Raw genomic sequence first — 20,930 nt, 5'->3', positions numbered from 1 at the left:
AGCCCGCGATCACGCTTGTCATGCCCCGGCCGGTGGGTTGTGGCATGCTTGGCGCACCTGACACTTTCTGCTGGAGCATTTCCTACATGTTGATCATGATTCTCGGCCTGCTGATCTTCCTGGGCAGCCACTCCGTGCGCATCTTCGCCGACGATTGGCGTCAGGCGCAGTGTGAGCGCCTCGGTGAGACGACCTGGAAGCTCGCCTACTCGGCGGTCTCGGTGCTCGGCCTGGCCATCGCCATCTGGGGCTATGGCCAGATGCGCCTCGACCCGATCTTCGTGTGGTTCCCGCCCACCGGACTGCGCCATCTGGTGCTGCTGCTGATGATCCCGGCGTTCATCATGCTGGTGGCCGCCTACGTGCCGCACAATGCCATCAAGGCCAAGCTCGGCCACCCGATGATGCTGGCGGTGAAGATCTGGGCGCTGGCTCACCTGCTGGCCAACGGTCGGCTCGGCGATATCGTCTTCTTTGGCGCCTTCCTGGTGTGGGCGATCCTGGCGTTCCGCGCCGCCAAGCAGCGCGACCGCGCCAACCCGCCGGCCCCCCGCGAGAGCCGCACCGTTGCCACCGTGCTGACGGTGGTGATCGGTTTGGTGGCCTACTACCTGTTTGCCTTCCACCTTCACGTGCTGGTCACCGGCATGCCGGTGATGGGCTGATCGCCACCGATATCCACGCCAGCGGTGGCGAGCCGGGCGCGTCGCGCGCCTGGCGCCGGGGGTGCCGATGCAGCGTGGCGGCGAGGCGGCGAGGCGAAAATTTCTCGTGCTGGAGGGCCCGCATTCGAAAAAAATCTGGGCTAGGCACGAGGGCTGAGTTTGTTATCGTCGCAGCGTGAATCGATCGCTTCTGCGAGGAGACCGCCTATGGCCCCCGTATCATCGACAGATGCCATTCCCGCCACCATGTCGGCGATGCTGCTGACCGGCCATGGCGACGTCGACAAGCTCGAGTATCGCCATGACGTGGCGACCCCGCGCCCTGGCCCCGGCGAGGTGCTGGTGCGGGTCACCGCCACCGCCAAGAACAATACCGACCGCAAGGCCCGCGAGGGGCTCTACCCGACCAAGGACAAGGGCGAGGTGACCTCGTTCGCCATGGGCGGCGAGGCGACCCTGACCTTTCCGCGCATCCAGGGCGCCGACATCGCCGGGCGCGTGGCGGCGGTGGGCGACGGCGTAGACCCGGCGCGCATCGGCGAGCGCGGCCTGCTCGACTTCAACCTCTACGCCGACGGCCGGCGCAACATCAACCTGACCCCGGACTACTACGGCCACGGCGCCGACGGCGGCTACGCCGAGTACGTCGCGGTGCCGGCGGACCAGTTCCACCCTGTGCCCAACCCCGAGCTGGCCGATGCCGAGCTCGCCGCGATGGGCATGTGCTCCTACCAGACCGCCTACCACATGATGACCTCGGCGCGGGTCAAGGCCGGTGAGCATGTGCTGGTCACCGGCGCCAGCGGCGGCGTGGGCACGGCGCTGATCCAGCTGTGCCGCATCGTCGGTGCCATCCCCTATGCGCTGAGTCAGGCCGACAAGGCCGAGGCGCTCGAGGCGCTGGGCGCCGAGGCGGTATTCGACCGTACCCGCATGGATGACTTTACCGATCAGGTGCTCGCCGCCACCGGCGGGGCGCCCATCGATGCGGTGATGGACCTGGTTGGCGGCGAGATGACCGACCGCTTCATCGACACCATGATCGTCGACATGAACCGCCGCGCCGACTATCCGCGGCTGTCGATCGCCGGCGCCAGCGGCGGCAACCTCAGCGAGATCATGTGGACGCGCATCTACCTCTACCAGGTGCAGATCTTCGGCGTTTCCCACGGCACGCGGGAAGAGGCCGAACAGCTGGTGGAGTGGATTCGCGCCGGCCAGCTCAAGCCGGTACTCCACGCCGCCTTCAAGCTCTCGGAGCTGCACGCCGCGGAGCGCTACTTCGTCAATCGTGGCAGCAACTACCTGGGCAAGATCGTGATCGTGCCCGACGCCGAGTGGGACGAACACGGCGCCCCCTTTGCCCTGGAGCAACGCCCATGAGTGAACTGACCCTGCAGCTGATGGATACCCACGCCGGCGGCGACGTCAGCCGCATCGTCACCGGCGGCATCGACCCGCTGCCCGGCGCCACGGTACGCGAGCAGATGCACTACCTGCGCGATGACGCCGACGGCCTGCGCCGGCTGCTGCTGGAAGAGCCCTACGGCATACCCGAGATGTCGGTGGACCTTATCGTGCCGGCCACCGACCCGGCCGCCGCCGCCGGCTATATCATCATGGAGGTGATGGGCTACCCGATCTACTCCGGCTCCAACACCATCTGTACCGCCACCGCGGTACTCGAGGCGGGCATCGTACCCAAGCAGGAGGGCACCCAGCACTTCGTGCTCGAGTCGCCGGCCGGACTGGTCAACATTGAGGCGCGGGTCGAGAACGGCGTGGTCGAGGCGATCACCTGCGGCGGGTTGCCCAGCTACATCGACACCTACCGCGCCAAGATCCATGTGCCGGAGATCGGCGACGTGACCTATAGCGTGGCCTACAGCGGCGGTTTCTATGCGCTGGTCGATGCCGCCGAGCTTGGCTTCTCGCTCAACCGTGCCGAAGAGCGCCAGCTGGCCGAGTGTGCCCACAAGATCGTCGAGGCGATCCAGGCCGAGCGCGGCTTTTCCCACTACACCCTGGGCGACGTGGGGCCGCTGCCGTTCCTGCACTTCATGGGGCCGGTGGAACAGGTCGCCGACGACTTCTACCGCTCACGCTCGACCACCTACGTGCATCCCGGGGTGATCTGCCGCAGCACCACCGGTACCGGTACCTCGGCGCGGCTGGCGCTGATGCACTACGAGGGCAGCATCCAGCCCGGTGACAAGCTGGAGACCGTGTCGTTGCGCGAGACCGGCTTCATCGGCGAGTTCATCGCTGCGCGTGAAGAGGGCAACGGCCACGTGGTGGAGAACACCATCACCGGCAAGAGCTACGTGCTGGCGCGCTCGGAGATCGTCGTCAACTGCGACGATGTAATGGTCGAGTGCGGCGGCTTGCACCATATCCTGACCAGCGCTCACCCCGAGCGGTCGTGAGCCGCCCGCTCATACGTCGACCTTGCCGCGCAGCGACTTGGTCTTGCCCTTGCGGGTCTTGCTGTCGACCCGGCGGCGCTGCGAGCCCTTGGTCGGCTTGGTGGGCTTGCGCACCTTTTGCTGCTTGACCGCCTCGCGGATCAGCGTGCGCAGGCGCGCCAGCGCATCCTCCTTGTTGAGTTCCAGGGTGCGGTGGCTCTGGGCCTTGATCACCACCACCCCCTCCTTGCTGATGCGCTGATCGGAGAGCGCCATCAGCCGCTCCTTGTAGAAGGGCGGCAGGCTGGAGTTGGGGATATCGAAGCGCAGATGTACCGCCGAGGCGACCTTGTTGACGTTCTGTCCGCCGGCGCCCTGGGCGCGGATCTGGCTGATCTCGATTTCCCAGTCGCCCAGCTCCACGCTGTTGGAAATACGAAGCATGTGGGTCTCATTAATGGCAGAAGGGAAAAGCGCTAGCCTAGCATAGACCTAGCGCGCACTTGGCCCGCACAGTGCCACGCCAGGTTTACGGCTACGCTCGTGGTAGCGTCTGCCTTCTGGCATGACATCATCTCAAGGAAAGAGACAAGCGCATGGACCTGAAAAGCGGTTACCCCTTCTGGGCCGTCAAGAATGGCTTGATGCACGCCTTCCCCAAGCTCGCCGAAGACCTGGATTGCGATGTGGTGGTCATCGGCGGCGGCATCACCGGCGCCCTGATCGCCGATGAGCTGGCGCGCCATGGTCAGCATGTGGTGGTGGTGGAGCGCCGCGAGGTGGGCTGGGGAAGCTCGGCGGCGAGTACCGCCTTGCTGCAGTACGAAATCGATACCCACATGGTCGATCTGGCCAAGCGCTATGGTGAGCACAATGCCGTGCTGGCCTATCGCGCCTGTGCCGATGCCATCACGGATCTTTCCGCACTGGCCGATCAGCTGGGCGATGTGGATTTCGGCTACCAGCAGAGCCTGTACTACGCCAGCGGTGATGAGGACCTGGCGAGCCTGGGCGAGGAGTATGACCTGCGCCGGCAGCATGGCTTCGAGGCCGACTGGCTGAGCCGCGAGGGGCTCGAGAGCGCCTTCGGCATCGAGGCGCCGGGCGCCATCCTGACCCATCTCGCGGCGCGGGTGGACCCCTACCGCCTGGCCTACAAGCTGTTCATGCGCGTGGCCGAGCATGGCGGTCAGGTCTTCGATCGTACCGAGGTCGAAACGGTCGCTGCCGATAGCGGCGGCGTGACGCTGAGCACGATGGCGGGCTATACGCTGCGCTGCAGGCAGCTGGTGGTGGCCGCCGGCTATGAGTCACAGCGCTGGCTGAATGAGTCGTTCGCCGTCAATCGCAGCAGCTACGCCTTCATTACCGATCCCATCGCGCCAGAGGCGCTTGGCCGCCTGGCCACGACCATGGTCTGGGAGTCGGCGCGGCCATACCTCTATATGCGCACTACCGGCGATGGCCGCTTGCTGGTCGGCGGCGACGATGACGATGAGGATATCCCCTCGCGTCGAGACCAGCGGGTCCAGGACAAGGCCCAGGGGCTGGCCGAAAAGGTCGAGTCACTGTTCCCCGCACTGCCCATGACCCCGACCTTCTCCTGGGGCGGGACCTTTGCCGAGACCGAGGATGGCCTGCCGTTCTTCGGCCCCCACGCGCAATATGGCCCCCGCGTGCTTTTCGCCATGGCCTACGGCGGCAACGGTATCAGCTACAGCATGATAGGGGCCGGCTTGCTGCGCGCCTCGATCGAAGGACGCGATCACCCGCTGGCGGCGCTGTTTTCATTCGCGCGGCTTCGCCCAGCGGCAGGTTAGGCGCCGCGAAATCTGGCAGACTGGGGAGATACTTCCTCAATCAGCGAGAGACCTAGATGAGCGACGCGACCAAGCCCTGGACTCAACCCATGCCGGACGAGCAGTTCACCCTGATGCGCCGCATCCTCGATGCGCCGAGTCCGATAGGCCTTGAGGGCGCCATGACCTACGGCGTGCTCAAGCCCTACTTTGACGGCTTTGCGCCCAAGGGGTGGCATCTGCACCAGTACAAGGGGCATGCCGGCGTGGTGCTGGATACCCATCCCGGCCGCGACGACATGTTCAAGGTGATGATCATCGGCCACGCCGACAAGATCCGCATGCAGGTGCGCAGCATCGGCGACGACGGCAAGATCTGGATCAACACCGACTCCTTCCTGCCCGGGGTGCTGATCGGCCACGAGGTCAAGCTGTTCAGCGAGGACCCTGAGCAGCCCGGCAGTTACCGGGTGATTCGTGGCGGCACCGTCGAGGCACTGGGGGCGATCCACTTCTCCGACCCGGCCCAGCGCGACGGCAGCAAGGGCCTCAAGAAGGAGCAGATCTACCTCGACCTGCAGATTCACGGCGAGAACAAGAAGCAGCAGGTGCTCAACCTCGGCGTGCGCCCCGGCGACTCTATCCTGTTCGACCGTCCGATCCGCCCCGGCTTCAGCCCCAACACCTTCTACGGCGCCTACCTGGACAACGGCCTGGGCTGCTTCGTCACCGCCGAGGTGGCGCGGCTGATCGCCGAGGCTGGCGGCACCGAGCAGGTGAGGGTGATGTTCGCCATCGCCAGTTATGAAGAGATCGGCCGCTTCGGCAGCCGGGTGCTGGCCGGCGAGCTCAAGCCAGATGCGCTGATCGGCGTCGACGTCAATCACGACTACGTGGCCGCGCCGGGCATCGGCGACCGGCGCATGCAGCCGCTGGAGATGGGCAAGGGCTTCACCATGTCGGTGGGCTCTATTGCCAGCGAGCAGCTCAACCGCCTTATCGCGACCACCGCCAAGGAGCAGGGCATCCCGCTGCAGCGCGATATCGTCGGCGCCGACACCGGCACCGACGGCATGGCCGGGGTGCTCGCTGCGGTGGACTGTGCGGCGACCTCGATCGGCTTCCCGATCCGCAACATGCACACCATCTCCGAGACCGGCAATACCCAGGACGTGCTGGCTGCCATCCATGCCCTGACCCACACCCTCAAGGCGCTGGATGCGCTGCCCGATATCCACCGCGAGTTCCTCGACAACCACCCGCGTCTGGACGAGGCCGGTGCGTTGGCCCACCAGGGCCACGCCAAGCCCGATAAAGAGGACAAGGAGCAGAAGGAGGGCGCGTGAGATCAGTGTATCGCGGCGGCGCGCTGGGGATGGTCATCGCCTTCGCTGCCGGCTGTAGCGATTCGCCCCCAGACGAGACGGCCACTGCCAGCCTGATGCCGCTGGCAGTATCGGATGAGGCGATTCGGGGCGCCGATGACGAGCGCCTGCTGGATATCGGCGAGGTGCCCAGCAATATTCCGATCGATGACGACGCCGAGTTTGGCGCCGCGCAGCGCTTCGTGGCGGCCGAGCTGTCGCCGGATGAGACCCGCCTGGCGCTCACTACGCAAGGCGCAGCCCATGCCGCCGGCTGGCTGCTCAGCATCGAGGACGGCACGCTGCGTCCGGCGGCCTTTCAGTATGGTGGCCAGGTCGAGCCGGGGCCGTGGCGTGACGATGGCGAGTATGCGGTGTTCGCCCTGGAGGGCCCGGCGCCGAGTCGCAGCCTGGTGGTCGTCGCCGGTGACGCCGAGGGTCAGACGGTGGAGGCCAATGCCCAGTCGGTGCGTATCCCGGCCCACGCCGAGGAGGTCCCGCCGGAAAGCGAGTACCTCGTACGGGAATGGCAGGACGACCTGCTGCTGTTCGAGGTGGACGGCGAGGGCTATCGACTCGATCCGGCGAGTGGCGAAGTGAGCCCGGCCGACTAGCGGTTGCTCCTGGCTGCCGTTTGGGGCGGCGCTATTCGACCCGGGCGCGTAGCGCGGCCATATAGTCACGGATGCGCTGGGCGTTGGTGCCCATATCGCTGCGCCCGAGCCGCGACGCCGAGCGCACGTCCACTCGGGTGCCGCCCTCGACCTCGCTGAGGCGAATCACCACGTCGTCCTTGAAGCCGAACCAGCGGGTGGTGGCGGTCGCCTCGAGGCGGTCGCCGCCCACGTCGGCCAGTTCCCAGCCTTGATCCAGGGCCGCCGCTTCGGCGGCGCTCAGGGCCTCGGTCAGCGTGAGCTCGAGGGTGATGGGCTGAATATCCGGGTAGGCCTCGCGCTGCTGGCGGGCGGTGCGCTCGCCGGGGTGGTCGACGGCGTTGGGCGCGGCCTCTCGCGCCTCGACCAGCGCCACGAAGCCCGGCGGGTTGTCCAGGTCGGTGGAGATGTCGTGGATCGGCGGCACCTGCTGGGCGCGCTGCTGCAGCTGGTAGGGCACCCACATCATGCCCGCCACCGCGATGATCACCAGCCCGCCCGCTAGTGCCGGCCTGACCCGCTTGCACAGGCTCGCCACCAGCAGCGTGACCAGCCCCAGGGCCGCGGCGGCCAGTGCCACATAGGCGCCCTGGCGCAGCCAGCCGAAGGCGCTCCCCAGGTCCACAAGCCCCATCCGGTGGGCGGGGCCCGCACCGCCCATCATCAGTGCCGCGCCGGCCAGCAGCAGCAGGCTCAGCCAGGCGAGGGCGACCGGCCAGCGGCCGCCGCGAGGACGCGGCTTCAGCGATAACTTCGACATCATGACTCCTGGTCATTTCGACTTGTTTTGTCTAAGCATACTCGTGCCTCCTGCCAAATGCCGAACCCCGGATAGATGGAATCTATCCGGGGTTCGGCATTGAAGAGCGGGCGGGAGGACATCTAGCCAAGCCCGCCAGGTGCTCAGAAGATATTCGAGCGCTCGTACTGCTTGGGCCACTCGACGTTTTCCGCCTTGAGGGTGGCCGCTGCTCTCAGCGGCCAGGCAGGGTCGGCCAGCAAGGCGCGGCCGAGTATGACCAGGTCGGCCTGGCCGTTGGCGATAACCGACTCGGCCAGGTCGGGGCTGTGAATCAGGCCCACGGCCCCGGTGGCGATATCCGCCTGGGTGCGAACTTCCTGGGCCAGGGGAATCTGGTAGCCGGGATGAATGGGAATCTGCTGGCGCGGGTCGTTACCGCCGGACGAGCAGTCGATCAGGTCGACTTGGCCGCCATCCTTGAGCAGCCTGGCCAGGCGCACGGTATCCTCGAGCGTCCAGCCGCCCTCGACCCAGTCGGTACAGGAGAGGCGCAGGAACAGCGGCAGCGTATCGGGCCACTCCTCTCTGACCGCACTGATCGATTGCAGCAGGAAGCGAATCCGATTGTCGAACGAGCCGCCGTAGTCGTCATTACGCCGGTTGCTCAATGGCGACAGGAACTGATGAATGAGATAGCCGTGGGCGCCGTGCAGCTCGAGTGCCTTGAAGCCGGCTTCCCGGGCGCGGCGGGTGCTCTCCCTGAGGCTGGCCATGGAGTCGTCTATCTGGCTGGGTGTCATGGCGGCGGGAACGCCCCACTGCTGGGCGTAGGGCAGGGCGGAGGCCGATACCAGATCGTCCCAACCACCTTGTGCTGCGCTCAGGGGGTGCGAGCCTTCCCAGGGGCGGCCCACCGAGGCCTTGCGGCCTGCGTGTCCCAGCTGTATTCCCGGCACGGCGCCCTGGGCATCGACGAAGGCGGCAATGCGGGCGAGTCGATCGCGCTGCTCATCGTTCCACAGTCCCAGGCAGTTGGGAGTGATGCGGCCCCGCGGCTCGATATGCACCGCCTCGGTGAACACCCAGCCGGCGCCCCCGGTGGCCCGGGCACCCAGGTGCACGAAGTGCCAATCGTTGGAGAGTCCGTCATGGCCGGAGTACTGGCACATGGGCGACATCATGATGCGGTTGCGGCTCTCCACCGAGCGGAACCTGGCCGGGCGAAACAGCTGTGGGTTGGGGTCGCGCTTGAGGATGCGGCGGGCGTTTTCGCCGCCGGAACGGGAGTCGATCACCGCGCTGGCGTTGTCGGGAGCAGGCGTCGTCATATTATCGGCTTCCTCTGTTATAGGGCGGGGGGATTGGCACACGCTCGTCTGGTGCGCCACTGACTGAGCATGAACAGGCCGGCGCTCACCCCCATCGAGGCAAGCAGTGCCGACAGAAATGTGATCAGCGGGGGCAGCGTGCCCGCCAGGACGGCCGTCACCAGGCCGAAGGCCACCAGGCTCAGCATGCCCTGCTGCGCCATGCTCACGGTGGCGCGGGCCACCTCGACGCCATAGCGCTGGTGAAGGGTCCAGCCGATGGTCAGCAGGCCGATGGGAAAGCCCACCAAGAGGCCGGAGAGCAGCGGACCGGCATTGGCCGCCAGGGTGGTGGCGACGCTCACCAGCACGCCGGCTAGCACGCCGCGCAAGATCAGGTCGAACCAGCCCGAGACGGCGACCACCCGCGGCGGACTCAGCCTGAGGTAGCGCTTCACGCCCTCGGCCAGCAGCAGCACCACGGCGTACATCAGCACGGCCATGGCCGCCCCGCCCGGTAGCTGCGAGAAGAGTAGTGCCGCAGGGACCCAGCACAGGGTTGCCAGCGCCAGGCTTGCCCTGGCGCCCAGCCGCCTGGCCGAGACCACGAAGCAGATACTGAATACCAGCGTGGCGACCAGGGCATGCAGCGTCGAGAGTGCCGCCTCGCGAATGAACGCCGGCGACTGCTCCTGAAGCATGAAAAAGTAGCCGGGACCCAGCACGATCGGCATGCCGGCAATGATGCCGCCGAGTCTAGGTCCCAGTTTGCCCACCGCAATGGACACGCCGATGACCACCACCGCGGTGGCCACCAGCTTGATCGCCAGAACGATCAGCATCGCTGTTCCATGGCCGCTTCGATCGCCAGCGCCTGGCGCAACAGGGTGGCATCCTCGCCGTTGCGGCCGATCAGCATCAACCCGCTGGGCAGCTCTCCCGGAGCGTGATTGGGCAGTGTGATTGCGCACAGGTCGAGCAGGTTGGCCACCGTCGGGTTGCGCAGGATCAGCAGATTGAGGCGGGCATAGTCATCGTCACTGGCGACCTCTTCATGGCGCGGCGGGACCACCGGCACGGTGGGGGCCAACAGGCCATCGAAGTCGGCGAGCCATGCATCGGCCTGACGCTGGCGTTCGCGCCGGCGCTGCAGCAGTTCGAGGTAGTCCGCCGCGCTCAAGGCAGCGCCCTTCTCGATCCGCGAGCGAACCCGCGGGTCGTAGCGCTCGCCATGCTCGCCAAGCCATTGGCGGTGCAGGTGGTAGCTCTCGGCGGCGGTAAAGCCGCCCCCTTCGAGCAGCTCCGGTAGGCTGGCCAGGACCGGCGCTGGGGCCTCGATGAGCGTGGCGCCAGCGTCGCGCAGCAGTGCCAGGCTGCGGGTAAAGGCGGCTTCCACCGCTGCATCCATGCCGTCGAGCATATAGTCGCCAGGCACGACGAAGCGCCGCCCCTTCAAGGGCAGGGCTGACAGAGGCTGCCAGGGCTGGCCGGCGAGCACCGCATCGAGGCGGGCACAGCAGGCCACGCTGCGGGCGATGGGGCCGATCGAGTCGAGGCTGTCCGAGAGCGGGAAGGTGCCCTCACGGGGAACGCGAGCCTGGGAGGGCTTGAAACCCACCAGCCCGCAGAACGCGGCGGGGATGCGCACCGAGCCGCCGGTGTCGGTACCGATGCCCGCCGCGGCCATGCCCTGAGCTACCGCCACGGCAGACCCCGACGAGGAGCCGCCGGGGATACGCCCAGGGGCGAGTGGGTTGTCGGGGGTGCCGTAGTGGGGGTTGAGTCCCAGCCCGGAGTAGGCGAATTCGGTCATGTTGGTATGCCCGGTCAACACCGCCCCCTCGCGGCGCAGGCGGGCGACGATAACGCCATCCCGCTGCGCTGCCGTTTGCCACCCCTGGGAGCCGGCATGGGTGACTTCGCCGGCCACATCGAACAGCGCCTTGAGGGCAATCGGCAGCCCGGCCAGCTGGCCCGTCGGCACGCCGTCGGCACGCAGTCGATCGGCCGCCGCCGCCTCGGCGCGGGCAGTGCGCTCGAAACGGCGGGTGTAGACCTGGGCTCGGGGATCGTCCCGAGCGTCGGCGTTCTTGAGGCTGGCGTCGAGCAGGTCGCTGGCCTGCCATCGACCGTCTTGCATGCCATCGAGCAAGGCCTCGAGGGTCGCCGAGCGTCCATTCGGCTGACTCAAGGGTGTGGTGTTGCTCATGCCACCACCTCAAGCGTCTGGACGGCGTAGCGGTGCTCCAGTTTGCGACCGGTGACGGGATCCTCGAGCACCATACGAAATGCCTCTGAGGCGCGCACCCCACCGATCACCGGCAGGGTACCGCACAGCATCGCTTGACCGGGGGCCAGCTGCGGCTGCTCGAGGCCGAAGCGCTTGAGCAACTCGGTTGGATGCAGCAGCCCCGTCACGGCACCTTGCTGGTACAGCACTTCCTTGCCGTCGAAGGTGGCGTAGGCGCTCATCTGCAGCTCATCCCAATGCTCGATCACGCTGTCCAGGCGCCACAGCTGTTGGCTGATGGGCTTGGCGCAGACCTGCTTGGAGTGCGCCACCGACCAGGCTTCGGCCTCGCGATCAGTATGATCTGAACCGATGCCCATCAGGGTGCCCTGGGGCGTGCCGATCAACACGATTTCCACTTCTCCGCTCGAGGCCTCGCCGAGTACCTGAATGGCCGCATCGGTGGTCAGCTGGTTGGCCGCTACGCGGTAGAACAGTGGCGTGGAGGAAGGTGGCGTGACGCCAATCTCCTTGAGTTCCTCGATATGCTCGTCAATGGCGGCCTGCTCACGGCCGGCCCAGCCGGCAATGATCAGCTCCTTGATCTCAACGTCGATGGGCTGCGCTGTCTCGGATAGATAAAACCTTGTCATTGGAGTCTCCTTGGTTGTCGGTGGTGTGCGGTGCTATCCGCGCAGCAGGTTGGGCAGGTACATGGCGACCGACGGGAACAGGATCAGCACGATGGCCATCAGGAACATGATGCCGACGTAGGGCATGGCGCCCAGCATCACGTCGTTGAAGGAGCCGCCCTGGCGAACCCCCTGCACCACGTAGAGGTTGAGTCCCACCGGCGGGGTGATCAGCGCCATCTCGATCAGCAGGATCAACAGGATGCCAAACCACACCGGGTCAAAGCCCATGGCGATTATGATCGGCGCCACGATGGGGATGGTGATCACCATCAGCGACAGGGTCTCGATGAAGAAGCCCAGTACGATGTAGAGCACGATCACCAGCATCAGCGTCGAGTAGGGCCCGAGGCCCGCCGACTCCAGAAAGCCGGCCAGCTCACGGGTCACGCCGGTGGAGGCCAGCACGAAATTGAGGAAATATGAGGCGATTATGATCAGCATGATCATGCCGGTGGTGCGCATGGTGCCGTCCAATGCCTCAATGATGATGCCAAGCGATAGCTTGCGCATGAACAGCGCGATCAGCAGCGCGCCGATCACCCCCAGGGAGGCCGCCTCGGTGGGGGTCGCCCAGCCGGCATAGATCGAGCCCACCACAATGCCGAACAGCAGCAGCACCGGAACCAGATGCTTGAGCCCCGAGAAGCGCTCTCCCCAGCTGTGGTGCGTGCTGGGGCCGCCGAGGCTTGGGCGCCACAGGCAGATCAGCGCGGTGCCGGCCATGAACAGCACCGCCAGCAGAAGCCCGGGAAGCAACCCCGCCGCAAACAACTGAGGAATCGAGGTCTCGGTCAGGAAGCCGTAGACGATCAGATTGATGGAGGGAGGAATCATGATCCCCAGCGTGCCCCCGGCCGCAATCGACCCGGTGAACAGCTTGGGATCGTATTTCATCTCCTTGCCCTGAGGGATCGCCACGGTGCCGATGGTGGCGGCGGTTGCCACGCTGGAGCCAGAGGTGGCAGAAAACAGCGTCGCGGTGCCGATATTGGCATGCAACAAGCCGCCCGGTAGCCACGATAGCCAGCTCTCAAGAGCACGATAGGTACCCTTGGCAATACCGGTGCGCACCAGGATCTCGCCGAGCAGGATGAAAAGGGGGATGGCGATCAGCAGGAAGCTGTCCGAGGCCGACCAGAGCACGTCGCCCATGGCTCTGACCAGCGGGAGGGGAGAAAAGAACTCATCCAGGAAAAGCCCCAGTGCAATAAGCGTTGCCGCGACCGGTACGCTGATCAGCAGGAGGACAAGGAGTACCAGCAGTGCGAGCAAGATCATGACAGGGGTTCCTTGTTTTCTTCGCTTATCTGCTCATCGAGCGTCGGGCTACCGGCGATCCGTTGAACACCTTCGATATCTCGTCCCAGCAGGCCAAACAGCACGCGGAGCGTGACCAGGCCGACCGCAATGCTGAACCAGGTCAGGCCAAGCAACCACAGCGCCTGAGGTATCCAGATGGGGGTGCCGAGGGGAGTATTGGCGGTGGCGCCGCCGGTATAGGAGTCGCTGGTGATCTCGAAGGCAGCGCCTGTCACCAGGATGCAGAACAGTGCCATGGCCAGCAGCGCGATCAGATCAAGCACGCCACGCACCTTGACAGGAAAATTCAGGTACAAGGCATCGATGCGGATATGCGCTTTGCGCATCAGGGTGAAGGCGAACGACCAGCTGGCGCTGATCGCCATGATATAGCCCGTGAGCTCGGTGGCATGAACGGCAGAGCGTCCCATGAAGCGCCGCGAGAGGACTTCTATCGTCACCATGGCGACGGTCACGAGGATCAGTACGCCACCGGCGCGCGCCAACCAAAGCGAGCCGATCTGTACCATATCCAGCAGCTTGTCGAGGGTAGTGTTGACCCGTGCGAACATGTCTCTCTCCAGAGCGAAACCGGGCTGGCTGGCAGCCCGGTCGTCGACAATGATCCAGTGCGATTACTTGGCCGCTGTCAGGCCGGTCACTGAACCAATGGTCTCGTTCCAGCGATCGACCCACTCCTGGTCAACGCGGTTCGCCCAGTTAGGCAGCAGGGTTTCCTCGAGGTGACGAGTGGCCTCGGCGTAGTCCTCATCCGTTGCCTCGACCAGGACCATGCTGCCGGCATCGCCTCGCGTGCACTCGCCTTCGCCGGTCAGGCAGGCAATCCCCTCGCGGGTCTCCTCGACGGCAGACTCCCACACCGGGTTCTCGTAGTTGTCGCGAATCTCGCTCATCAGCCACTCCTGGGTCTCGCTGGAAAGCGACGCCCACTTGTTGCCGTTCATGGCCGTGACGACGTGATCCCAGCCGCCGACTGGAAGCGGATAGAGGTGCGTAGAGACCTCGTGCCAGCCAGAGCTGAAGCCCGACAGCGAGCCGGTCACGGCGCAGTCGACGACGCCGCGCTGAAGGGCGCCGGGCACTTCGCTGAAGTTGAGCGTGATGCCTTCGGCGCCCAGCGCTTCGAGGAACTCGGCGGTGGTGCGCCCGCTAGCGCGTACCTTCTTGCCTTCCAGGTCCGAGAGGCCATCGATCTCGACGTTGCAGAACACCATCTGCGAGGGGTAGGGCACCACCGCCAGCAGTTGCGCATCCTGGTAGCGCTTGGCGAAGGCATCGGCCAGTACCGGGCGATAGGCTTCCGCGACTTCCCTGGCGGTTGCCACATCCGGTGCCAGCATCGGCATATCCAGGCCTTCGAGCTCAGGTGCATCCTGCACGGCGTAGTTGATCACCGTAGAGGCAATCTCCACCACGTCACGTCCCATCAGACGATAGACCTCGCCACCGCTAAGGCCCATCTGATCGAAGGTGGTAACGTCCGTCGAGATACGCTCGCCGGAGGCTTCGGGGATATGGCGCTCCCAGAAGGGACGCTCGAAGTTCTGGTACAGCGACAGGCTGCTCCAGCTGCCGACATAGGAAAGGCTGGTTTCGTCGATCTCCTGGGCCACGGCATGGGAGCCTGCGACGGCCAGGGTGACGGCAGCAGCGGAGACGAGGGAGTTTCTTGTAATCATCGCATTTTCCTCACTTTCTTGGGTTTGTGTAGAGCTACAACAGGGACAGGCAGCTGTCAGGAATATCGGTGAGCAGCATATGCCCTGGGCTGTGGGTGATAGCGAACGTGATACCCGCATCGATCAACACCTGCTGCGGGGTCACGCCGCAGGCCCAGAAAAGCGGCAGTTCGTCATCAGCCACTGACACGCTTTCCCCGTAGTCGGGGGAATCGATGTTGGTGATGCCTATCAGGGTGGGATCGCCAAGGTGCACCGGTGCACCGTGAGCCTGGGGGAAGCGGGTGGTGATCTGGATGGCCCGAATGGCGTCGGCCGCCGAATAAGGGCGCATAGACACCACCAGGTTGCCACCGAATCCCCCCGCCGTGGCCAGGGGGAGCGTGGTGTTGAACATGGGCACATTGCGACCTTGCTCGACATGTCGCACCTCGAGTCCCCCCTGCTGCAAGGCATGCTCGAAGGTAAACGAGCAGCCCAGTGCAATGGTCACCAGGTCATCGCGCCACACCTCTGCTACCTCAGCGACGCTGTCGCTTGCCTGACCGTTGCGATAAATCCGATAGGCGGGCACATCTCGAGCAATATCCATGTCATCGCCAAGCGCCTCACACCCTCTCGCCCCTGGCTCACTGACCGCGAGTACCGGGCACGGCTTGGGATTGGCTTGGCAAAAGCGCAGAAAGCCGTTGGCCTGGGCCTCGGGGAGTATCACCAGATTGACCTGCACGAAGCCATTGGCCAGGCCTGCGGTAGGCCCTGTCAATACGCCTTCCCTGGCGGCAAGGCGAACGGCCAGTGGGGTCGAATAAGCATCTAGTGAGCTAGCGGACGACATGGAGATCTGCCTCTGAATGCACGTCATTACAGTTAAGGCAGAAACAATGATTTATACAATTCGAAAATTAAGATCAGTATTGATCCAAGATTTGGATCAGTAGCTTGCGTCAGTGGGTACGCCTGGCGGAGTCAGGTATCGACGTTGCACTCGGAGACGGTGTGAAAAGAGAGCTCGGCCACAGCGTGCACGACATTGCCGCCTGGTGCCGCGCCGTAGGCCGCATTGAAGACCAGGTCTGGAATCGACACCTCCACGTCGAACTGCTTGAGTCGCCCCGAGGCCAGTTCCTGCTGAATGATCTCGCGGGGCAGGGCGCTGATGCCGATGCCGTCGACCGTCATGCGGATGATAGTGGAGAGTGACGAGCTCGAATGAATCTGGGTCGAGTGATTCATGGGATCCACCAATGAGCGAATGTTGGTATAGGGTTCGCTCTTGCGCGGGTAGGTGATGATCGGCCACTTGGCCAGATCGGCCGGTGATAAGGGTGTGTCAGGGATCGCCAGGCGCGGGCTCGCCACCCATACCAGCGAGTAGCGACACAGGCGTCGGTTGATCATGCCCGGCTGATTGACCTTGCCCATCAGGAAGGCGATGTCGATATCGTGATTCGCCACTTTGTCGGCCAGATTGACGGAAATGTCGACATCAAGCTCCAGGTTGATCGCCGGGTAGGCCTCGCTGACGCGCTCTATCATCTGCGGTAGCCAGGTATGAGCGATGGTTTCCGATACGCCCAGGCGAATGGTGCCGTGGATGGCCGTTGGCGTAGCCACCACCTGTAGCATCTCGCTATGCAGGTTCAACATCTTCTCGGCATATACCAGCAGCTCGCGCCCCTTGGCCGTCAGTTTCACGTGCCTGCCTATGCGGTCGAATAGCTCCACGCCGAGCTGATCCTCGAGCCCCGCAATGCGTGCCGATACCGATGGCTGGGAAGCGTACAAGCGCTTGGCAGCTGCTCGAAAACTGCCCAGCCGGGCAATCCAGACAAAGGTCTCCAGCGTACGAATATTCATCGGAATCCCTGCTCCTGAAACGGGGGCGTTGCCAGCAAATGATGACTACCGCCTCGGGGTACTTGCCGCCGAGGCCGGCACTGGGAGCATGCCAGAGCGGAGGTGTGGGTGGTATCTTGGCAGTTATCGATTTGACCCGTTAGCAACGCAACGTTTAGCGAGGCCCCATGAATCCCACCATCGAATTGCTGAAGTCCCATCGCTCGATCCGCAAGTTCACTGATCAGAAGATTCCCCGCGAGCTGCTGCTGGAGCTGATCAGGGCCGGCCAGGCGGCGGCGACCTCGAATCACGTGCAGGCGTATAGCGTCATCCATGTCACGGATCCGGCCAAGCGCGAGATGATCGCCGAGCTGGCCGGTGGCCAGGGCTATATCGCCAGCTGTTCGGATTTCCTGGTACTTTGTGCCGATATGAAGCGCCCCACCGAGGCCTCCGAGCGCACCGGCGCCAAGGTCGTGCGGGGCATGACCGAGCAACTGCTGGTGGCCAGCATCGATGCCGCCCTGATGGCCCAGAACGTGGTCGTGGCTGCCGAGTCCGAGGGGCTGGGTATCTGCTACATCGGCGGCCTTCGCAACAACCCCCAGCAGATCAGCGAGCTGCTCGAGTTGCCGGATCACGTCTATCCGGTGTTCGGGCTGTGCCTCGGCTACCCGGCCCAGGACCCCGACGTCAAGCCGCGCCTGCCGGTGGAAGCGATCCTGATGGAGAACACCTACCGTGAGGAGGATGGCCAGGTCGCGGCCTTCGACGCCACCATGAACCGCTACTACAGCGAGCGTAGCGGCGGCAAAAAGGACACCGACTGGTCACGCAACCTGTCGCCGCTGTTCGACACCAAGCTGCGCCCGCATATGCGAGAGTTCCTGGTCAAGCGCGGCTTCGAGATGAAGTAGGCGCCCCGCGCCTTCCAGTGCTCGGCCCGCCGGCACTGGATGTGAATTTGTCGGCTCAGGCTTAAATCAGACGGGCCGGGATGAAGCCGAGGCAGAGGGCGTCATCTCCAGCAGCAGCGGCTCGCCTGCCAGGCCCTGCTGCAGACGGGTAGCGAGGATCTCCATGATGCCGTCGTGCTCACCCACCAAACGCGTGGTGGTGACGTTGAGCGCGGGGGCGTGAGCCATCGCCTGCTCGCAGATCTCGGCGATGTCGCCGCCCTCGCCGGCGTGGCGCCCGGGGGAGAGAAACAGCATGGCCAGGATCACGTCGCCCTGGGCCATGGCGGGAGAGGCCAGCAGGGTCTCCAGCAGTGGCTCGTTGAAGCGGTAGGCGTCGCCGTCGCGGCGCTCCATGGAGGCAAAGGTGACGCAGCTGGCCTCCTCGGCGAGCAGTACGCTGAGCTGGCCGGCGAGGTAGTTGCGCACCGCCGTGACCTCGGGAATCGGGCTGCCGTGATCGACCAGCACCACCTTGGGTCGTGCCAGGCCCGGCATACGCTCGCGCACGTTGTCCGCCAATACCTGGGCCAAGCGCAGGTCCAGTGGCGCCTGGCTGTCGACCAGCGGCAGCGCCACCTTGATGCTCAGTTTGGGGTGGCTGGCCTGTACCTCGGCCAGGCGCTCCGGCAGGTAGCGGGTCAACGCCTGGCTGGGGCCGAAGAAGAACGGCACGATCACCAGCTCGGTGACGCCCTGGGCGGCGGCCTGCTCGGCCAGCGGGCCCATCGATACCGCCTTGCGGCCGCCGAGCTGCTCGGGGGGGATCTTGTAGGAGTGCAGCAGCGAGGCGGCCTCGACGGCCTCGCCGCTGGCCTGGCTGAGTTCATCGGCCAGGCGACGCAGGTTGAGGGCGGCCTGGGGGCGCAGTGAGCCGTTGTCGACGAGCAGAATCTTGCGCATGGAGGTCTCTTGGCTGGGGCAGGCGGAGTGGCGCTGCGTTGGGCGGTTCGTGCAATCACACGATCAACGATGATTTTCCCAATAGGGACATATTGCAAGGAAAGCGCGATGGGACGACATGTTTTTCCCTTCAGGGAAAAATGGCTGCCGCATGCCGCGTCTCCGCGCATGTAGTAGCCTGATAGGCACCCAGGCCCGCGGGCGGGGTGGCTATTCGATTATTGGGAGATGTGATGGAAACGCTACTCAACGCAAACGCGGAGCTCTCGGACGCCGCACTCAGCGCCATTGCGCATATGCCAACGGCCAGCCTGCCGGCGTTGATGGATGAGCCTTTCGCCCAGCGCCTGAGCGACGCCGACATGATGCGTATCGCGGTGCTGCTGGCGCAGAAGAGCTATGACGAGGGCGGCTGCCCGATTGGGGCGGTGATCATCGACAACGCCACGCGGCGGATTCTCGGCAAGGGCCACAACACCCTGGTGCAGGAGAACCACCCCTATCACCACGGCGAGACCTCGGCGATCCGCGATGCCGGCCGCATCGACTTCAGCCGCACCACGCTATTTACCTCGCTTAGCCCCTGCGAGATCTGCGCGACCCTGGTGCATATGCGCGGCTTTGACCGGGTGGTGGTGGGCGATGTCACCAATGCCTCGGGCACCGAAGCCTTGCTGCGCAGCAAAGGCGTAGAGGTAGAAGTGTTGGAAGACGCTCGTGGTATCGAGCTGTATGCGCGCTTCCGCGCCGAGAAGCCCGAGCTTGACCGTGAAGACTGGCAGGGCCTTAGTGGCGGGAAGTGAAGGGGGAAATGAAAACGCCCCCTCCGAGGAGGGGGCAGGCTGATGCTAAGAGAGACTCGGTAAGGGAGTGTCAGTCGTCGCTGGCGGCCAGCAGGCGGGCCTCGCCGGTGCGCACTTCATCCCAGGCCTGGTCGAGGGTGTAGCCCTGGCAGGCGTCGATGGTGTCGAGCACCTCGACGGCATGCTGCAGGGACTCGCCGTTGCCCTTAAGGGCAACCACCAGCTTGGCAAGGTCGAGCTTGCTGAAGGTGTTGGCAATGGCGTCGGCTTGCTGGGTCAGTTGGGTGCAGTTCATGGTTACATCCTCGTGTAAGGTCATCATCCCCCGGGAGCATCCCGTCTTGGGGTTGCCATCGACGATGGCGTTCTGGTGCCTTAGCTACTCATGCCGGGCCGGGTAAGCGCCCAATGCTGCAACTGCGACAGGTTCACAAGCGTTCCAAGACCTTCGCTCTGGCGCCTGGATCAAATAAGGCATGGCGCTCAGTTGGTAGCTGGGGTCAGGTCAGTGGATCGAGGTAGCGATACTCTGTCCTGAACCGTGATTTCACTATGGGTCAGGATCATGCACTGCACAAAGCGCCATTAGCCGCACGCCTCGTTGTAGTAAAACGACATATTGTGCATTGCACCACTGGGCAGGTAGCGGGGCTACCGGAAGGGTAAGAAGGAGGCGATCATGCAGGCCATCAGCAGCGCACGGCCCATCGGGGTGATCAGCGACACCCACGGCTTGCTGCGTCCCGAGGCGTTGGCGATGCTCGAAGGCTGTGGCGTGATTCTGCACCTCGGCGACGTGGGTAGCAGGGAAGAAGACGCCGCCATCCTCGAACGACTGGGGGAGCTCGCCCCGCTGGCCACGGTGCGCGGCAATATCGACACCGCGCCCTGGGCCGAGGCACTGCCGACGACGCTGGGCCTCAGCGTCAACGGCTGGCGCCTGCATCTGGTGCATATCCTCGAGGCGTTCGACCCCGCCACGCCCTGCGACGCCGTGCTCCACGGCCACTCCCATAAACCGCGCAACCAGTGGCGGGATGACCGGCTGCTGTTCAACCCCGGTGCCGCCGGCAAGCGGCGCTTCCGCCTGCCCATCACCCTGGGCAAGCTATGGGCCGATGAACGCGGCCTGCGCGGCGCCATCCTGCATCTGCCGCTGTGAGACAAGCGGCGGTGACCACCCTGTCGTGACCTGGAGCCGAGACACATGTCCACCGAGGAAGCCACGCTGGCGCCGCGCTTACGCGCGCTGCTTACCCAGCTGCCGAGCGAGGCCGTGCCGATCACCTACCAGCAGGCCGCCGAGGCCCTGGGATTGACGCCGCCGGGGACCATCCAGCGCGTTGCCCGGGCGCTGGAGGCCCTGATGCACGAGGACGTGGCTGCCGGTCGCCCGCTGATCGCGGCGCTGGTGGTCAGCCGCCGAGGCGATCTGCCGCGGCAGGGCTTCTTCGAGCTGGCGGTGGCGCTTGGCCGTTTTCCTGCCGACCCGGCGCAGCACGCAGCCGCCTATCGGCACGAGCTGGCGCAGGTGTTGACGGGCTAGGTATTACGACAAGTCGGCGAG

Annotated in this window: 23 protein-coding genes; 10 read left to right on the top strand and 13 right to left on the bottom strand. The window is 65.0% G+C overall.

The window, feature by feature from the left end:
- Positions 1–86: 86 nt before the first annotated feature.
- The 3 genes from BWR19_15595 (at position 87) to BWR19_15585 (ending at position 3,091) form a co-directional block, all read left to right on the top strand.
- Positions 87–665: an NnrU family protein gene (locus tag BWR19_15595; GenBank protein ID APX94244.1), complete on the top strand. Its 579-nt coding sequence runs from the start codon at positions 87–89 to the stop codon at positions 663–665.
- 207 nt (positions 666–872) lie between these two features.
- Positions 873–2,048: an alcohol dehydrogenase gene (locus BWR19_15590; protein APX94243.1), complete on the top strand. Its 1,176-nt coding sequence runs from the start codon at positions 873–875 to the stop codon at positions 2,046–2,048.
- Positions 2,045–3,091, top strand: coding sequence for a proline racemase (locus tag BWR19_15585; protein ID APX94242.1), 1,047 nt, complete (start codon positions 2,045–2,047; stop codon positions 3,089–3,091). The genes BWR19_15590 and BWR19_15585 overlap by 4 nt, the downstream gene beginning before the upstream one ends.
- A gap of 9 nt (positions 3,092–3,100) precedes the next feature.
- On the opposite strand, the gene BWR19_15580 is transcribed toward BWR19_15585, so the two are convergent.
- On the bottom strand, positions 3,101–3,514 hold the full coding sequence (locus tag BWR19_15580) for an aminoacyl-tRNA hydrolase (protein ID APX94241.1): 414 nt from the start codon (positions 3,512–3,514) through the stop codon (positions 3,101–3,103).
- Between the two features lie 152 nt (positions 3,515–3,666).
- On the opposite strand from BWR19_15580, the gene BWR19_15575 reads away from it, so the two are divergent.
- Genes BWR19_15575 through BWR19_15565 form a run of 3 tightly spaced genes read left to right on the top strand, consistent with a single transcriptional unit; the run spans position 3,667 to position 6,847 of the window.
- A complete protein-coding gene (locus BWR19_15575) occupies positions 3,667–4,890 on the top strand; it encodes an amino acid oxidase (protein APX94240.1) in 1,224 nt (407 codons plus the stop codon).
- A gap of 56 nt (positions 4,891–4,946) precedes the next feature.
- Entirely contained in the window at positions 4,947–6,215 is a 1,269-nt protein-coding gene (locus BWR19_15570) for a peptidase M42 (GenBank protein ID APX94239.1), read from the top strand.
- 29 nt (positions 6,216–6,244) lie between these two features.
- A complete protein-coding gene (locus BWR19_15565) occupies positions 6,245–6,847 on the top strand; it encodes a hypothetical protein (protein APX95062.1) in 603 nt (200 codons plus the stop codon).
- A gap of 31 nt (positions 6,848–6,878) precedes the next feature.
- Here the strand turns inward: BWR19_15565 and BWR19_15560 are convergent, their stop codons facing one another.
- From BWR19_15560 to BWR19_15515, 10 genes are all read right to left on the bottom strand, one after another.
- Positions 6,879–7,649 carry a hypothetical protein gene (locus tag BWR19_15560; GenBank protein ID APX94238.1) on the bottom strand — a complete coding sequence of 257 codons (771 nt, stop codon included), beginning with the start codon at positions 7,647–7,649 and terminating at the stop codon, positions 6,879–6,881.
- Positions 7,650–7,789: 140 nt separating this feature from the next.
- The gene (locus BWR19_15555; protein ID APX95061.1) at positions 7,790–8,857 is read right to left on the bottom strand and encodes an oxidoreductase; all 1,068 of its coding nucleotides are present in this window, start codon (positions 8,855–8,857) and stop codon (positions 7,790–7,792) included.
- Positions 8,858–8,973: 116 nt separating this feature from the next.
- Positions 8,974–9,777, bottom strand: coding sequence for a hypothetical protein (locus BWR19_15550; protein APX94237.1), 804 nt, complete (start codon positions 9,775–9,777; stop codon positions 8,974–8,976).
- Positions 9,771–11,144 carry an amidase gene (locus BWR19_15545; protein APX94236.1) on the bottom strand — a complete coding sequence of 458 codons (1,374 nt, stop codon included), beginning with the start codon at positions 11,142–11,144 and terminating at the stop codon, positions 9,771–9,773. Before BWR19_15545 ends, BWR19_15550 begins: the two co-directional genes overlap by 7 nt.
- Complete coding sequence (locus BWR19_15540) at positions 11,141–11,818, bottom strand: hypothetical protein (protein ID APX94235.1); 678 nt, start codon at positions 11,816–11,818, stop codon at positions 11,141–11,143. The genes BWR19_15545 and BWR19_15540 overlap by 4 nt, the downstream gene beginning before the upstream one ends.
- A 33-nt stretch (positions 11,819–11,851) precedes the next feature.
- On the bottom strand, positions 11,852–13,138 hold the full coding sequence (locus BWR19_15535) for a hypothetical protein (protein APX94234.1): 1,287 nt from the start codon (positions 13,136–13,138) through the stop codon (positions 11,852–11,854).
- Entirely contained in the window at positions 13,135–13,731 is a 597-nt protein-coding gene (locus BWR19_15530; GenBank protein ID APX94233.1) for a TRAP transporter small permease protein, read from the bottom strand. Before BWR19_15530 ends, BWR19_15535 begins: the two co-directional genes overlap by 4 nt.
- Before the next feature lie 63 nt (positions 13,732–13,794).
- Positions 13,795–14,859: a C4-dicarboxylate ABC transporter substrate-binding protein gene (locus BWR19_15525; protein APX94232.1), complete on the bottom strand. Its 1,065-nt coding sequence runs from the start codon at positions 14,857–14,859 to the stop codon at positions 13,795–13,797.
- 34 nt (positions 14,860–14,893) lie between these two features.
- On the bottom strand, positions 14,894–15,697 hold the full coding sequence (locus BWR19_15520; protein ID APX95060.1) for a hypothetical protein: 804 nt from the start codon (positions 15,695–15,697) through the stop codon (positions 14,894–14,896).
- 131 nt (positions 15,698–15,828) lie between these two features.
- A complete protein-coding gene (locus tag BWR19_15515; protein ID APX94231.1) occupies positions 15,829–16,719 on the bottom strand; it encodes a LysR family transcriptional regulator in 891 nt (296 codons plus the stop codon).
- Positions 16,720–16,886: 167 nt separating this feature from the next.
- On the opposite strand from BWR19_15515, the gene BWR19_15510 reads away from it, so the two are divergent.
- Complete coding sequence (locus BWR19_15510) at positions 16,887–17,618, top strand: nitroreductase A (protein ID APX94230.1); 732 nt, start codon at positions 16,887–16,889, stop codon at positions 17,616–17,618.
- A gap of 66 nt (positions 17,619–17,684) precedes the next feature.
- Here the strand turns inward: BWR19_15510 and BWR19_15505 are convergent, their stop codons facing one another.
- Entirely contained in the window at positions 17,685–18,560 is an 876-nt protein-coding gene (locus BWR19_15505) for a cobalamin biosynthesis protein CbiX (GenBank protein APX94229.1), read from the bottom strand.
- Positions 18,561–18,793: 233 nt separating this feature from the next.
- Here BWR19_15505 and BWR19_15500 point away from each other — a divergent pair, with 233 nt between their 5' ends.
- Positions 18,794–19,363: a tRNA-specific adenosine deaminase gene (locus BWR19_15500; protein APX94228.1), complete on the top strand. Its 570-nt coding sequence runs from the start codon at positions 18,794–18,796 to the stop codon at positions 19,361–19,363.
- A 70-nt stretch (positions 19,364–19,433) separates the two neighbouring features.
- On the opposite strand, the gene BWR19_15495 is transcribed toward BWR19_15500, so the two are convergent.
- Positions 19,434–19,658, bottom strand: a complete 225-nt coding sequence (locus BWR19_15495) for a hypothetical protein (protein ID APX94227.1) — start codon at positions 19,656–19,658, stop codon at positions 19,434–19,436.
- 384 nt (positions 19,659–20,042) lie between these two features.
- Here BWR19_15495 and BWR19_15490 point away from each other — a divergent pair, with 384 nt between their 5' ends.
- Positions 20,043–20,525: a YfcE family phosphodiesterase gene (locus tag BWR19_15490; protein ID APX94226.1), complete on the top strand. Its 483-nt coding sequence runs from the start codon at positions 20,043–20,045 to the stop codon at positions 20,523–20,525.
- Between the two features lie 45 nt (positions 20,526–20,570).
- Positions 20,571–20,909 (top strand): hypothetical protein, encoded by a 339-nt coding sequence (locus BWR19_15485; protein APX94225.1) that lies wholly within the window; start codon positions 20,571–20,573, stop codon positions 20,907–20,909.
- Positions 20,910–20,930: the final 21 nt, after the last annotated feature.

It is taken from the genome of Halomonas sp. 1513 (genome assembly GCA_001971685.1).
Taxonomy (GTDB): Bacteria; Pseudomonadota; Gammaproteobacteria; order Pseudomonadales; family Halomonadaceae; genus Franzmannia.
This window is presented reverse-complemented; position numbering and strand designations above follow the sequence as displayed.

Excerpts from the sequence above, each read along its gene's own strand:
- BWR19_15595 (APX94244.1), top strand. The coding sequence starts at position 87 with ATGTTGATCATGATTCTCGGCCTGCTGATCTTCCTGGGCAGCCACTCC.
- BWR19_15590 (APX94243.1), top strand. The coding sequence starts at position 873 with ATGGCCCCCGTATCATCGACAGATGCCATTCCCGCCACCATGTCGGCG.
- BWR19_15585 (APX94242.1), top strand. The coding sequence starts at position 2,045 with ATGAGTGAACTGACCCTGCAGCTGATGGATACCCACGCCGGCGGCGAC.
- BWR19_15580 (APX94241.1), bottom strand. The coding sequence starts at position 3,514 with ATGCTTCGTATTTCCAACAGCGTGGAGCTGGGCGACTGGGAAATCGAG.
- BWR19_15575 (APX94240.1), top strand. The coding sequence starts at position 3,667 with ATGGACCTGAAAAGCGGTTACCCCTTCTGGGCCGTCAAGAATGGCTTG.
- BWR19_15570 (APX94239.1), top strand. The coding sequence starts at position 4,947 with ATGAGCGACGCGACCAAGCCCTGGACTCAACCCATGCCGGACGAGCAG.
- BWR19_15565 (APX95062.1), top strand. The coding sequence starts at position 6,245 with ATGGTCATCGCCTTCGCTGCCGGCTGTAGCGATTCGCCCCCAGACGAG.
- BWR19_15560 (APX94238.1), bottom strand. The coding sequence starts at position 7,649 with ATGATGTCGAAGTTATCGCTGAAGCCGCGTCCTCGCGGCGGCCGCTGG.
- BWR19_15550 (APX94237.1), bottom strand. The coding sequence starts at position 9,777 with ATGCTGATCGTTCTGGCGATCAAGCTGGTGGCCACCGCGGTGGTGGTC.
- BWR19_15545 (APX94236.1), bottom strand. The coding sequence starts at position 11,144 with ATGAGCAACACCACACCCTTGAGTCAGCCGAATGGACGCTCGGCGACC.
- BWR19_15540 (APX94235.1), bottom strand. The coding sequence starts at position 11,818 with ATGACAAGGTTTTATCTATCCGAGACAGCGCAGCCCATCGACGTTGAG.
- BWR19_15535 (APX94234.1), bottom strand. The coding sequence starts at position 13,138 with ATGATCTTGCTCGCACTGCTGGTACTCCTTGTCCTCCTGCTGATCAGC.
- BWR19_15530 (APX94233.1), bottom strand. The coding sequence starts at position 13,731 with ATGTTCGCACGGGTCAACACTACCCTCGACAAGCTGCTGGATATGGTA.
- BWR19_15525 (APX94232.1), bottom strand. The coding sequence starts at position 14,859 with ATGATTACAAGAAACTCCCTCGTCTCCGCTGCTGCCGTCACCCTGGCC.
- BWR19_15520 (APX95060.1), bottom strand. The coding sequence starts at position 15,697 with ATGTCGTCCGCTAGCTCACTAGATGCTTATTCGACCCCACTGGCCGTT.
- BWR19_15515 (APX94231.1), bottom strand. The coding sequence starts at position 16,719 with ATGAATATTCGTACGCTGGAGACCTTTGTCTGGATTGCCCGGCTGGGC.
- BWR19_15510 (APX94230.1), top strand. The coding sequence starts at position 16,887 with ATGAATCCCACCATCGAATTGCTGAAGTCCCATCGCTCGATCCGCAAG.
- BWR19_15505 (APX94229.1), bottom strand. The coding sequence starts at position 18,560 with ATGCGCAAGATTCTGCTCGTCGACAACGGCTCACTGCGCCCCCAGGCC.
- BWR19_15500 (APX94228.1), top strand. The coding sequence starts at position 18,794 with ATGGAAACGCTACTCAACGCAAACGCGGAGCTCTCGGACGCCGCACTC.
- BWR19_15495 (APX94227.1), bottom strand. The coding sequence starts at position 19,658 with ATGAACTGCACCCAACTGACCCAGCAAGCCGACGCCATTGCCAACACC.
- BWR19_15490 (APX94226.1), top strand. The coding sequence starts at position 20,043 with ATGCAGGCCATCAGCAGCGCACGGCCCATCGGGGTGATCAGCGACACC.
- BWR19_15485 (APX94225.1), top strand. The coding sequence starts at position 20,571 with ATGTCCACCGAGGAAGCCACGCTGGCGCCGCGCTTACGCGCGCTGCTT.